Annotated in this window: 11 protein-coding genes; 7 read left to right on the forward strand and 4 right to left on the reverse strand. The window is 57.3% G+C overall.

Annotated elements, in window-relative coordinates; genetic code table 11:
• The 5 genes from rho to ACIONG_RS19525 all read left to right on the forward strand — a co-directional run.
• Positions 1-1,136, forward strand: a 1,136-nt coding sequence (gene rho / locus ACIONG_RS19505; protein WP_401302082.1) for a transcription termination factor Rho, incomplete at its 5' end; no start/stop codon positions are given.
• A 138-nt stretch (positions 1,137-1,274) separates the two neighbouring features.
• Positions 1,275-3,236 (forward strand): acyltransferase family protein, encoded by a 1,962-nt coding sequence (locus ACIONG_RS19510; protein WP_401302085.1) that lies wholly within the window; start codon positions 1,275-1,277, stop codon positions 3,234-3,236.
• Positions 3,237-3,316: 80 nt separating this feature from the next.
• The gene (ubiD, locus tag ACIONG_RS19515; protein WP_401302088.1) at positions 3,317-4,783 is read left to right on the forward strand and encodes a 4-hydroxy-3-polyprenylbenzoate decarboxylase; all 1,467 of its coding nucleotides are present in this window, start codon (positions 3,317-3,319) and stop codon (positions 4,781-4,783) included.
• Positions 4,783-5,751, forward strand: coding sequence for a CDP-6-deoxy-delta-3,4-glucoseen reductase (locus ACIONG_RS19520; RefSeq protein ID WP_213026916.1), 969 nt, complete (start codon positions 4,783-4,785; stop codon positions 5,749-5,751). Before ubiD ends, ACIONG_RS19520 begins: the two co-directional genes overlap by 1 nt.
• Positions 5,752-5,947: 196 nt before the next feature.
• Positions 5,948-6,616 (forward strand): gamma-glutamylcyclotransferase, encoded by a 669-nt coding sequence (locus tag ACIONG_RS19525; protein WP_213026915.1) that lies wholly within the window; start codon positions 5,948-5,950, stop codon positions 6,614-6,616.
• Here ACIONG_RS19525 and glpT read toward each other — a convergent pair.
• Entirely contained in the window at positions 6,592-7,941 is a 1,350-nt protein-coding gene (gene glpT, locus ACIONG_RS19530; RefSeq protein WP_213026914.1) for a glycerol-3-phosphate transporter, read from the reverse strand. The genes ACIONG_RS19525 and glpT overlap by 25 nt on opposite strands.
• A 225-nt stretch (positions 7,942-8,166) precedes the next feature.
• Here glpT and ACIONG_RS19535 point away from each other — a divergent pair, with 225 nt between their 5' ends.
• Positions 8,167-8,796, forward strand: a complete 630-nt coding sequence (locus tag ACIONG_RS19535; protein ID WP_103302946.1) for a flagellar basal body-associated protein FliL — start codon at positions 8,167-8,169, stop codon at positions 8,794-8,796.
• Positions 8,797-8,975: 179 nt separating this feature from the next.
• Positions 8,976-9,587: an energy transducer TonB gene (locus tag ACIONG_RS19540; RefSeq protein ID WP_401302093.1), complete on the forward strand. Its 612-nt coding sequence runs from the start codon at positions 8,976-8,978 to the stop codon at positions 9,585-9,587.
• A gap of 45 nt (positions 9,588-9,632) precedes the next feature.
• On the opposite strand, the gene ACIONG_RS19545 is transcribed toward ACIONG_RS19540, so the two are convergent.
• The 3 genes from ACIONG_RS19545 to ACIONG_RS19555 form a co-directional block, all read right to left on the reverse strand.
• Positions 9,633-9,908: a bacteriocin immunity protein gene (locus ACIONG_RS19545; RefSeq protein WP_213026911.1), complete on the reverse strand. Its 276-nt coding sequence runs from the start codon at positions 9,906-9,908 to the stop codon at positions 9,633-9,635.
• Positions 9,905-12,163, reverse strand: a complete 2,259-nt coding sequence (locus ACIONG_RS19550) for an S-type pyocin domain-containing protein (protein WP_401302096.1) — start codon at positions 12,161-12,163, stop codon at positions 9,905-9,907. The genes ACIONG_RS19545 and ACIONG_RS19550 overlap by 4 nt, the downstream gene beginning before the upstream one ends.
• A 173-nt stretch (positions 12,164-12,336) precedes the next feature.
• The gene (locus ACIONG_RS19555; protein ID WP_401302099.1) at positions 12,337-13,314 is read right to left on the reverse strand and encodes an NADPH:quinone oxidoreductase family protein; all 978 of its coding nucleotides are present in this window, start codon (positions 13,312-13,314) and stop codon (positions 12,337-12,339) included.
• Between the last annotated feature and the right edge of the window lie 2 nt (positions 13,315-13,316).

A 13,316-nucleotide genomic window follows, 5' to 3' on the forward strand; every position in this document is an offset into this window, starting at 1 on the left:
ACGCCAAAAGCGGCGAGGAAATCTCCGGTGATGGCGTGCTGGAGAGTCTCCAGGACGGCTTCGGCTTCCTGCGCTCCGCTGACGCCTCCTACCTGGCCGGCCCGGACGATATCTACGTCTCGCCGAGCCAGATCCGCCGTTTCAACTTGCGCACCGGTGACACCATCGTTGGCAAGATTCGCCCTCCGAAGGAAGGCGAGCGGTATTTCGCCCTGCTCAAGGTCGACACGATCAACTTCGATCGTCCGGAGAACGCGAAAAACAAGATTCTCTTCGAGAACCTGACCCCGCTGTTCCCGACCGTGCGCATGAAGATGGAAGCCGGTAACGGTTCCACCGAAGACTTGACCGGTCGTGTGATCGACCTGTGCGCCCCGATCGGCAAAGGCCAGCGTGGCCTGATCGTCGCTCCGCCGAAAGCCGGTAAAACGATCATGCTGCAAAACATCGCAGCGAACATCGCCCGTAACAACCCTGAAGTTCATCTGATCGTGCTGCTGATCGACGAACGTCCGGAAGAAGTGACCGAAATGCAGCGCACCGTGCGCGGCGAAGTGGTTGCATCGACCTTCGACGAACCGCCGACCCGTCACGTACAGGTTGCCGAAATGGTGATCGAGAAGGCCAAGCGCCTTGTTGAACACAAGAAGGACGTGGTGATCCTGCTCGACTCCATCACCCGTCTGGCCCGCGCCTACAACACCGTGATCCCGAGCTCCGGCAAGGTGCTGACCGGTGGTGTTGACGCCCACGCCCTGGAGAAACCGAAGCGTTTCTTCGGTGCTGCGCGAAACATCGAAGAAGGCGGCTCGCTGACCATTATCGCCACCGCGCTGGTTGAAACCGGCTCGAAGATGGACGAAGTGATCTACGAAGAGTTCAAGGGTACCGGCAACATGGAACTGCCGCTGGACCGCAAGATTGCGGAAAAGCGCGTCTTCCCGGCCATCAACATCAACCGTTCCGGCACCCGCCGCGAAGAGTTGCTGACCGCCGACGACGAACTGCAGCGCATGTGGATCCTGCGCAAGCTGCTGCACCCGATGGACGAAGTTGCCGCCATCGAGTTCCTGGTCGACAAGCTGAAAACGACCAAGACCAACGACGAGTTCTTCTTGTCGATGAAGCGCAAGTGATACGAAAAGCTGTTTGAAAAAGGCGCCCGAAAGGGCGCTTTTTTTTGTGCCGGATTATTTGTATCTGGATTGAAGTTTGCGCGGCTGATAACTTCGCGCCTTCAAGGGATTTTGTATCCAGATCAGGTAAGGTTTTTCATGCACACGTTTGGCAATCGCCGTGATATCGACGGATTACGGGCACTGGCGGTTTTACCCGTCGTACTGTTTCATTTCGGATTCAATACGTTCAGTGGCGGCTTTGTCGGCGTTGATGTGTTTTTCGTCATCTCCGGATTCCTGATCACTTCGATCCTGTTCCGTGAAATCAGTGCGCAGCGCTTCAGCTTCCTCGATTTCTGGGGGCGTCGCGCCCGGCGCATCCTGCCGGCATTGACCGTGGTTGTAGTGGTGACGCTGGCACTAGGCTGGCTTTTGCTGACGGCCAAAGACCTGGCAGAGCTGGGGCGCACGATTCGTTACCAGTCCCTGTTCATTTCCAACATTCTGTTCATGCGCGAGGACGGCTACTTCCAGCCCGCCTCGGAACTCAAGCCGTTGCTGCATACCTGGTCGCTGGCGGTGGAGGAGCAGTACTACATTTTCTTCCCGCTGATGATGGTGTTGCTGATGCGCTACGTCCGGCATTGGCGCTGGATGTTGTTCGCGGTGCTGCTGGTGTCGTTCGGTTTGAACATCCTCTACATCGAGCGCAGACCTGAATTCGCCTTTTTCGCGCTGCCGACCCGCGCCTGGGAGTTGCTCTGCGGGGCCATGCTGGCGGTGTTGCCGGTACCGAAACACGTCGCGCGGCCATGGCTGCGGCAGGCCGTTGGCCTCGCCGGACTGGCGGCGGTGCTGGTGGCCGTTTTCACTTTTGACAAGACCACGGTGTTTCCGGGCTGGGCAGCCTTGCTGCCGGTACTGGGCACGACGGCGCTGATCTGGTCGGGTGCACAGGGCGCAACCTGGGCCAGTCGTCTGTTGAGTGTCCGGGTTCTGGTCTGGATTGGCTTGCTTTCCTACTCGCTTTATCTGTGGCACTGGCCGGTTTACGTGTATGCCAACGCGATTTCCATCGACGGCATCCAGCCGCTGGAAGCGCTCGGCTGGATGGCCTTGGCGTTGGCCCTGGCGTGGCTGAGCCTGCGGTATATCGAGCTGCCGTTTCGTGAGAAGCGAGTGTTTGCCAGCCGTAACTCGGTGTTGGTCGGTGGTTTGGTGTCGATCACGGTGCTGGCGATTACCGGTTCGGTGATTCGCTCGGCAGACGGTGTTCCGCAACGTCTCAGCGGCAAGGCGCTCGAGTATGCACAATCGCGTGAGTGGAACGCCGGGCAGTCGAAGTGCATGCACTTGAGCACCGACAAGGCGCTGACCAAGTCCTGCCTGGTGGGCGGTGACCAGAGTATTACGGCGACAAAAATGTTCTGGGGCGACAGTCACGCCGCCGCATTGTTGCCGGCCATCGAGGGCAATACTGGCCGCAACGTGCAGCCGGTGTGGCTGTACAGCCTGACGGGGTGCCCGCCGATCATCGATGACGCTTTGCGCCCGCAGTGCAAAGACTTCAACCAGCGCAACATGGAACGCGTCATCAGTCTGGGGATCAAGGACGTGGTGCTGGCAGCGAACTGGAGTCTGTACGTTTATGGCCGCGAAGACGGCGACGGGGATCGGCAGTTCCTGCTTGATCGCAAAGACAACCCGCGCCAGGCAGAGCAACGAATGGCTGCCGCTATCAAAGCGCGCGTGGCAGGGTTGCGCGAGTCCGGCGTGCAAGTCTGGCTGTTCAAGGAAGTGCCACTGCAGCACAAGAGTTACATCGACCGCCTGACCAGCCTGGCCCGGATCGGCCGTTCGGCAGAAGGGCTTGGTCGTCCGCTCAGTGAACATCTGGCACGTCAGCAGTTTTTCACTGACCTGTTCGCTTCGATGAGCGCCGCCGATTCCGGCGTGCATGTCATCGACCCGACACCGCTGATGTGCAAGGACGGGCTCTGCGCCATCGATGTCGACGGCCACTCGCAGTACAAGGATGCGGATCATCTTTCGGACGTCGGTAGTGCCAGACTGAGCCCGTTGTTTGCGCCGATCCTGCTGGGCACGAGCCACAATTGAACGATGCCGGGCGCTGACGGGCTGCTGTTTGCCCGTCAGAGCAGGTAGGATGTACGCCTATTTTGAGGGTGCCATCGTCAATGAAATTCAAGGATCTTCGGGATTTCGTGCAGCAGCTTGAGCAGCGCGGAGAGTTGAAACGCATCCAGATTCCCGTCTCGCCGGTGCTGGAAATGACCGAGGTGTGCGACCGCACGCTGCGGGCCAAAGGCCCGGCGCTGCTGTTCGAAAAACCGACCGGCTACGACATTCCGGTGCTCGGCAACCTGTTCGGCACCCCCGAGCGGGTGGCCATGGGCATGGGCGCCGAATCGGTCAGCGAGCTACGCGAAATCGGCAAGCTGCTGGCGTTCCTCAAGGAGCCGGAGCCGCCGAAGGGCTTGAAAGACGCGTGGTCGAAACTGCCGATCTTCCGCAAGATCATCTCGATGGCGCCGAAAGTCGTCAAAGACGCGGTCTGCCAGGAAGTGGTCGTCGAAGGCGACGACGTCGACCTGGCGATGCTGCCGGTACAGACCTGCTGGCCCGGCGACGTCGGTCCGCTGATCACCTGGGGCCTGACCGTCACCAAAGGCCCGAACAAGGACCGCCAGAATCTCGGTATCTACCGTCAGCAAGTGATCGGCCGCAACAAAGTCATCATGCGCTGGCTCAGCCACCGTGGCGGCGCGCTGGACTATCGCGAATGGTGCGAGAAACATCCGGGCCAGCCGTTCCCGGTGTCTGTGGCCCTTGGCGCCGATCCGGCAACCATCCTCGGCGCCGTGACCCCGGTGCCGGACAGCCTGTCCGAATACGCTTTCGCCGGCCTGCTGCGCGGTAACCGCACCGAATTGGTGAAGTGCCGTGGCAACGACCTGCAAGTGCCGGCCACCGCCGAGATCATCCTCGAAGGCGTGATCCACCCGGGCGAAATGGCCGACGAAGGTCCGTACGGCGACCACACCGGTTACTACAACGAAGTCGACAGCTTCCCGGTGTTCACCGTCGAGCGCATCACCCACCGCATCAAACCGATCTACCACAGCACTTACACTGGCCGTCCGCCGGATGAGCCGGCGATTCTCGGTGTAGCACTCAATGAAGTGTTCGTGCCGATCCTGCAGAAGCAGTTCCCGGAGATCACCGACTTCTATCTGCCGCCGGAAGGCTGCTCGTACCGCATGGCCATCGTGACCATGAAGAAGTCGTATCCGGGGCATGCCAAGCGCGTGATGCTCGGTGTCTGGTCGTTTTTGCGACAGTTCATGTACACCAAGTTCGTTATCGTCTGTGACGACGATATCAACGCCCGCGACTGGAACGACGTGATCTGGGCCATCACCACGCGCATGGACCCCAAGCGCGACACGGTGATGATCGACAACACGCCGATCGACTACCTCGACTTCGCCTCGCCGGTCTCCGGCCTGGGTTCGAAAATGGGCCTGGATGCCACCCACAAGTGGCCGGGCGAAACCACTCGCGAGTGGGGCCGTGTGATCGTCAAGGACGACGCCGTCACCCAACGGATCGATGCCATCTGGAATCAGTTAGGAATAGATTGATGCGTGTAACCCTGCAGCCCTCCGGAGCGGTGCTTGAGATACGGCCCGGCGAGCGGATTCTCGATGGTGCGCGGCGCCTGGGCTACGAATGCCCGCAAAGCTGCCGCAACGGCAATTGTCACGTGTGTGCGGCGCTGCTGGTCGAAGGCCGTGTCGAGCAGGCCGGCAAGGTGCATGACCACGGCGAGTTCTACACTTGCATAGCCGAGCCGCTGGAAGACTGCATCCTGCTGTGGGATGGCGTGCTCGCGCTGGGAGAACTGCCGGTGCGCAGCCTGTCGTGTCAGGTCATTGAATGCCGGGACGTCGGCGGCGACACCTGGCGTGTGCGTCTGCGTGCACCGGCCGGCAAGCCACCGCGTTATCACGCCGGGCAGTATCTGATGATCGAACGCGAGAACGGCGAGAAGTCGGCGTTCTCCATGGCCTCGGCACCCCACGGCGGGCGCGATCTGGAAATCCACGTGCTGGCGCGCGAAGCCAGTGCGTTGAGTCTGATCGAACAGCTGCAACGCAACGCGATGGTGCGCGTCGAACTGCCGTTCGGTGACACCCATCTTGCCGAATTGCCTGACGGACCGCTGGTGCTGATCGCCGCAGGTACTGGCATGGGCCAGATCCACAGCCTGATCGAGCATTGCCGCGCCAACGGCTTCAAACACCCGGTGCATCTGTACTGGGGCGTGCGTCGTCCGGAAGATTTCTATGACATCGAACACTGGGACGAATGGTTGAAACTGCCCAATCTGTTTCTGCACAAAGTCGTCAGCGACCAATGCGGTTGGGAAGGGCGCTGCGGGATGTTGCACGAAGCGGTGTGCGAAGACTTCCCGGATCTGAAACCGTTGCACGTCTACGCCAGCGGCTCACCGGCCATGGTCTACGGCACGCTGGATGCACTTGTTGAAGCTGGCATGGACGCTCATCAAATGCGTGCCGATGTGTTCGCTTACGCTCCGCGCTCCTGAGTCTTTATAACCCTCTATATAGCTGATCGGTATTTATCTAATTGGGTAAATACCGCTAGGTTATATATCAATAGGGCAATTAATTAAGAACTGTGCCATGGCACTTAAATTGCCTTAAAACATATGTGCCTTATTGTTACAGCGGTGCGTTCTATTAAGTAATTCTTCACCCGCGGGGAGCTGAACGCTATTCGCCATGAGCGCCATTGAAAACGGATTCTTGAATCTTGCTTACCCTCCACGGCTCGATCTTGGGCCGCAGCTGACGCACGAACAACTTCTCGCTTCCATGCAATCGACCATGGCACGCCACAAGGGCGGGCCGGTGTGGCTGTTCGCCTATGGTTCGCTGATCTGGCGGCCGGAATGTTCGGCAGTCGAACGGGTGCGCGGTCGCGTGCATGGCTACCATCGCGGCTTGTACCTGTGGTCGCACGAGCATCGCGGCACGCCGGAAATGCCCGGCCTGGTGTTTGGTCTGGATCGCGGCGGTTCGTGCAGCGGCTTCGCCTATCGGCTGCCGGAAGACAACCTCGACGCTGCGCTGTATGCGCTGTGGAAACGCGAGATGCCGGTGCCGTCCTATCGGCCACACTGGCTCAATTGCCGACTCGAAGATGGCACTCAGGTACAGGCGTTGGGATTTGTATTGGAGCGACACCTGCCCAGCTATGCCGGCAACCTGCCGGATCATGTGCTGAGCCAGGTGTTCGAAAGCGCCTGCGGGCGTTACGGCACCACTCGCGATTATGTCGAGCAGACCGCACACGCCCTGCGCAGTCACGCCATGCCAGACCGAAATCTGGAGGCGCGACTCAAGCGCTGCAAATCAACAGCCGATCAGGCGATGGCTTCGCGGCTCTGACTGGCGACTTGCTTGTGCCACAGGGTCGGGGCCAGGAAGGCCATCGACAGCAGGCAAGCGCCGACCAGCAAGACGAAACCACCGTCCCAGCCGAAGTGGTCCACGGTGTAGCCCATCGCCGCACTGGCCGCGACCGAACCGCCCAGATAACCGAACAGACCGGTGAAACCGGCAGCAGTGCCGGCGGCTTTCTTCGGTGCCAGTTCCAGCGCCTGCAGGCCGATCAGCATTACCGGGCCGTAGATCAGGAAGCCGATGGAGAACAGCGCGATCATGTCGACGGTCGGGTTGCCGGCCGGGTTCAACCAGTAAACCAGGGTCGCCACGGTCACCAGTGCCATGAACACCATGCCGGTCAGGCCACGGTTGCCACGGAAGATCTTGTCCGACATCCAGCCGCACAGCAGCGTGCCCGGAATGCCCGCCCACTCGTAGAAGAAATAGGCCCACGAGGTTTTATCCACGGTGAAACCCTTGGCTTCCTTGAGGTAGGTCGGCGCCCAGTCCAGAACGCCGTAGCGCAGCAAGTAGACGAAGACGTTGGCCATGGCGATGTACCAGAGCATTTTGTTGCGCAGCACGTACTTGACGAAGATTTCCTTGGCGCTGAATTCGTCTTCGTGGCTGGCGTCGTAACCTTCCGGGTAGTCGTTCTTGTACTTCTCGATCGGCGGCAGGCCCACCGATTGCGGGGTGTCGCGCATGGTGATGAAGGCAAACACCGCCACGCCCAGCGCCACCGCTGCCGGTACGTAGAACGCTGCGTGCCAGTCGTTGAACAGGCCCATGCCGATCAGGAACAGCGGGCCGATCAGGCCACCGCCGACGTTATGCGCCACGTTCCACACCGACACTACGCCGCCACGTTCCTTCTGCGACCACCAGTGCACCATGGTCCGGCCACTTGGCGGCCAACCCATGCCTTGGGCCCAGCCGTTAATGAACAACAGAATGAACATCATGGTCACGCTGGACGTTGCCCATGGTGCGAAACCGAAAATGAACATCACCCCGGCCGAGACCAGCAGGCCGAACGGCAGGAAGTAACGCGGGTTGGAGCGGTCGGACACCAGGCCCATGAGGAATTTCGACAAGCCGTAAGCGATCGCGATCGCCGACATCGCCAGACCCAGATCACCGCGGCTGTAGCCTTCTTCGATCAGGTACGGCATGGCCAGGGAGAAGTTTTTGCGCAGCAGGTAATAACCCGCGTAGCCAAAGAAGATACCGGCGAAGATCTGCCAGCGCAGGCGTCGGTAAGTGCTGTCTATTTTTTCTTCAGGCAATGGAGCCTGATGTGCGGCAGGACGAAAGAAAGCAAACATTCAAGAGCTCCAAATTTCTTGTTTTGACTGCGGATGCGAATGTTACAGTTTCGTTACCGAAAATAGCACCGGTTCGCATCGACCAAACAGCGGAAATAGTCGAATTCGCGTGTTCCTTTACGAACCTGTCGCTCAGCTGTAAGAACAGGGCGTTTTTGTAGCGGTCGACGATGGCTGTCATAGACTCCTGATCAGTCACTCCGACTGATTCAACCGAGATAAATGATGGCTCTGAAGGTTCGTATGTTGCTGCCCGGATTGCTGGCGGCGGCCGTAATCACTGTGTCCGTTCTGGCACTGAGTTACGCCCAGGATTCTGCGGCACCGGGTTTGCGCAATGTCACGGTGCTGATCGTGCGTCATGCGGAAAAACCTGAGGTCGGCAGGCAGCTCAATGCCCGAGGAGAGCAACGGGCTGTGGCCTATGCCGACTATTTCAGTGCGCTGATGCTGGACGGCCAGACGCTGATACCTCAGCGCCTGATCGCTACCGCCGACAGCGCGGAAAGTATGCGCCCGCGTCAGACGCTGATCCCGCTGTCCCAGCGCCTGCAACTGCCCATCGAACAGCCTTATGCCAATAACGATGTCGACAAACTGGTCAGTTTGCTGCGCAAGAGTAATCAGGCGAAAACCGTGCTGATTGCCTGGCACCACGGGCATATCAACAAGTTGATCTCGGCTTTTGGTGGCGACGGCCCGGCATTGATCGGTCAACCGAAATGGCCGGTGGATGTCTACGACTGGCTCATCGTTTTGCGCTTCGACGACAAGGGGCAACTTGTCGAATCGCGTAGCCAGAAGATTCAGGAACATTTGCTGCCGGGCGATATTGCTGATCCCGGTCGCGGCTAACAGTCCGTCAGAAAAGTTACCGGTGACCCTTTTGCGCGGTTATTTACCCTTTTTAGGGACGGGGTTTAGGAAATGTCCTGCGTCCAAAGGAGAAGCTGCGCCATTCAGTTCAAAGCCATTGCTCCGTAACCTTTGTGCTGTTGCCGGGAAGGGCGAATCACTAAGGAAGGGGGGGGATCATGCGCTGGTTTTTTGCTTGGCTTTTGTTGGTGTTCGGAGGTTCTGCGCTTGCCTCAGAGAAGTTTTTGATCCCGGAAAACAATCCCCAACCGGTCTATCCTCGAATGCTGCAACGGGCGGGCATCACCGGGGAGGTGAAGGTCAGTTTTATCGCCAGGGCGGATGGCTCGGTCAGCGACATCAGGATTCGGGAAAGCACTCACCCGGACTTGGCCGAAGCAGTTCGAGCCGCGATAGCGCAGTGGCGGTTCAAACCCTGGGTGATTGAAGGGGACAAACCTGAAGAGCAGGAAATCGTCGCGCCAATGATTTTCCACCTCGAAGACCACCCGCTTCATATCAACCAATGGCTGAAAACAGTTAAATGCCGGGCCGTTAACGAAAACCTTGGAAATATGAGCGAGTTCGATTGGGTTGACTCAAGCGTATTTGCGTATACGCGGGCCTATCTTTCAAATTCAATCACCAGGCATCAATTGTCGGATGAGGAGCGTCTGGCGATGATTGCGAAGATGAACAAGCGGGTTCCGATGATCGTAAGAAGTTGTCGAGAGAGTCCAGCGCGCAAGTTTATGAGTCTGCTGCCTGTGGAGATTCGGGAGTTGCTTTGATCTGAACTTAAGCAGCACCACAGATTGTAGTGCTGCTTCATTGGATTAATCAGGCTTAAAGCCGGGTTTACCGTTTGCTTCACGCCATTCTTTGACTTCTTTTACGACTCCAGCAGGACTGTCTTCGCGGTCAGGTGCCGGGCGAAATATAACCGCGCGTTTTTTTGGGTGCTCAGTTATTTTTTCAAAATGAAGTGCGAGATTGCTTGTATATGCACTTAGTGCGTCGCCGGTAAGGCCGTTTGTATCTTCAAAAAATTCCGTCACAAAAAGTAAAAACTCTTCTTCGGTATAATCTTCGAATTTATCTTTTAATTTCATGGTTTTATACCGTTCTTGTGTAGTTCTATATGTGCGTGAGGGGTCATTATAGTTAAATTTTCAATGTTATAAACTTCACCGCCGTCTTTGATGTGTTCTATGTGGTGGATTTCGTACTTGTCCCTTCGGCCAACAGAGTCTATCTCGTCAGTGCTGGGCGCTGCACCATTCGCTAATAGCTTGAGGTCAGCTTTGCTGAATTGCTTTGAAAGGTCCGAATCAGCAGCGACCGTACGCCAGAATTTTTCCCTGAATCTATCAAAGTTTCTGAAATCCTGACCACGCAACTGATCCGCAATCTGTGCAGGAACCGGCGAGCCACTTGGTTGTGTCGCGCTACCCAACCAATTTTCGCCAACCACCTGCCCTGTGCCTGCCACCGTACCCGGCTCATAACGCGGGCCGCCGCGAGTGGCCATCATGTAGATGGATTCGATCCCCGACTCTATCGGAAACTCCAGGATGTAATCATCAGGATCGTCAAAGTCGCAGGAGGGGTGTTCGTCTACTCGCCCCTCGATTTGTGTGACTCTCGCTCCGGGATAAATTCGGATACCGGAGTCGGTAGCCGGCAGGTCGGTGCTGTTCAATAACTCATCACCTGGCGGTGAATCAGGAGTCCAGGTCAGCGTAATCGGGATCAAGCCTTCGGTAGTGAACGTGTAAAGTTTTGTTTGGGGGTCAAAACTGGCTTGCCTGACCCTCACGCCAAAGCTGTTTTTGGGCGACTCAAGATAGAGTCGTGTGTGTTCTCCTCGGGCGGATGCCACTACGCGGTGCCGCAGCCAGTAGAGGAGAACAGGTGTTCCAGATGGGGAGTATTTACGCTCTGGGTAAAACTGAGACAGCGGTATGGTGACTACCACGGGATTGCGCTGTAGCTCGCCGTTTCCAAGTGTCGGAGTGTAGAAAATTGAAGCTAGAAAGACGCCGATTGGCCCACTGGTCAGGGTTGTGCGAAGGTCATTCAGGGAACCGAGTGCTTTAGCGGGTGAGAAAGGTGAGCCTTCATGCCCGGAAATCAAGCCGTCTGCGGTGACGACAAGTGGTCGAACGGCAGTAGTTGTGCCGTCAATCAAGGGTATTTGTACTTTATCAATTTTGTATTTCTGGCGAGTTAACGCCTTGATTTCGTCTTGAGCATTATTCAATACGCTCCAACGCTTTTCGCTTCCCGCAGTTTTGTAGCCGCCACCGACCTCTCTTTCCGCTTTGGACACTGCGAGGTATCCGGCATAGAGCGCTTGATAGTGGTCTTTTATCCAACGTAGTTTCTCATCGATACCCTCTGGTTGGTTCTGAGAGAATTGACGCAGCTTCGAATCAAACTCGGAGGCAACGATGGAAGCTACGATTTGCTTTCTTCTTCGCCTGGCTTGTTGTGCTGCTTTAAGTTGCCTGGCTTCCTTTTGTCTCGCTTCCCACAGTGCGTCTTCTCTAGCATCCAGTTCAGCTTGCGCGATCTGTGCTGCGAGCTTGGCCGCATGCTCGGTTTCGGCCTTTGCTTGCGCAATTTGCGCCGCGACTTTCGCCACATGCTCAGCTTCAGCCTTTGCTCTCGCAGCTAGTGCTGCCGCTTGCGCTTGCAACCTGGCAACCTGCTGTGCCTCTGCCTGGTAGGCCTGTGTTAACTGATAAGACAGGACATGAAGCTTGTGCGTCAGTTGCCTTAGCTCTTCAGCATTCCTTTGTGCTGCGAAAGCGGACGTGTAAGCGTCGGTCCATCTATGAAGGACTTCCGACGCGGGTATGTGGAGGTAGACATTGATCAGATCCTGTTGAGTTCGGGTCAGCGGATCAGCACCATAAAATGCATTTGCTCTTGCCTGGTTATTATTTTGCTCTGCAGTTTTTGTATGTATCAGATGAGTAAGGGCTGTCTGTTGGCGCGTAATTGCCTCGACAGGCGTAATACCGTTGACACCGCCAAGACTCGCAGTGACTGTGTTGATCTCGGATTGAAGAGTGGTGGAAAGTTGACTGGATTTTACGTGGTGTTCATTGGCTATTGCTGCTTTGCTTGCCTCAATGTGTTGAACCGTTTGCGAAATGAAAACGGCTTCATTTATATCGGCGATGTCTTGCCTTGATAGTTGGCTGAACAGGTCTGAGCCAGTTCGGCTTCTATTTCTCGTTCGACCAGTACGGTCGTATCCTCCACCTTCAGAGTTTGGTGAATAAGTTTGAGTTCTATTTCCAATGATGTGGGTGGTGTCTAAGTCGGTATAGCCTGGTCGCCAGTTTTGATCACTCATACAGTTACTCCTTGTGTCTGTATGGGATCAAGTTACTGTGATCTGCTGAAACGACTGCGGTAGATAGCTACCACCTGTTGATAGTTTGTTGGTGGTAACACAAGTGGTTCCAGGAAATATAAAAAGGCCGGATAAATTCTGCGGATCTATCCGGCCCTGACGACGAGTAACTCTCAGCGCACCTGCACCACCACCTTGCCCACCGCCTTGCGCCGGCCAAGATCATTGATCGCCTGCGCCGCATTGCTCAGTGGATACACCTGCGATACCAGCGGTTTTAACTTGCCCTCGGCAAACCAGCCGAACAACTGCTGGAAGTTTGCAGCGTTGTCCTGTGGCTGACGCTGGGCGAACGAGCCCCAGAACACGCCGAGCACTGCCGCGCCTTTGAGCAGGGCGAGGTTGACCGGCAGTTCGGGAATACGCCCGCTGGCGAAGCCGACGACCAGCAAGCGGCCGTTCCAGGCGATGGCGCGGATGGCTTGATCGAACAGGTCGCCACCGACCGGGTCGTAAATCACGTCGGCGCCTTGGCCATCGGTGAGGCGTTTGATCTCGTCCTTGAGGCTGGTTTCGCTGTAGTTGATCAGCTCGTCGGCGCCGGCCGCCTTGGCCACGGCGAGTTTTTCCGCGCTGCTGGCGGCGGCGATCACGCGGGCGCCCATGGCTTTGCCAATCTCCACGGCAGCCAGACCGACACCGCCGGACGCACCGAGCACCAGCAGGGTTTCGCCCGGTTGCAGATTGGCGCGTTGCTTGAGTGCGTGCATCGAGGTGCCGTAGGTCATGCTGAAGGCGGCGGCGGTGTTGAAGTCCATTGATGGCGGAATCGGCAGCACGTTATAGCCCGGCACCGCGACCTGCTCGGCGAAACTGCCCCAGCCGGTCAGGGCCATGACCCGGTCACCGACTTTCAGATGACTGATCTTTTCACCCACAACGCTGACCACGCCGGCCGCTTCACCACCCGGCGAGAACGGGAAGGGCGGCTTGAATTGATATTTTCCCTCGATGATCAGCGTGTCCGGGAAGTTGACCCCGGCGGCGTGCACGTCCAGCAGGATTTCGTTCTTCTTCGCGACAGGGCTGTCGACGTCTTCCAGCACCAGCGATTCGGCAGGGCCGAAGGCTTTGCACAGCACGGCTTTCATCA

The organism is Pseudomonas sp. NPDC087817 (genome assembly GCF_044742875.1).
Lineage (GTDB): Bacteria > Pseudomonadota > Gammaproteobacteria > Pseudomonadales > Pseudomonadaceae > Aquipseudomonas.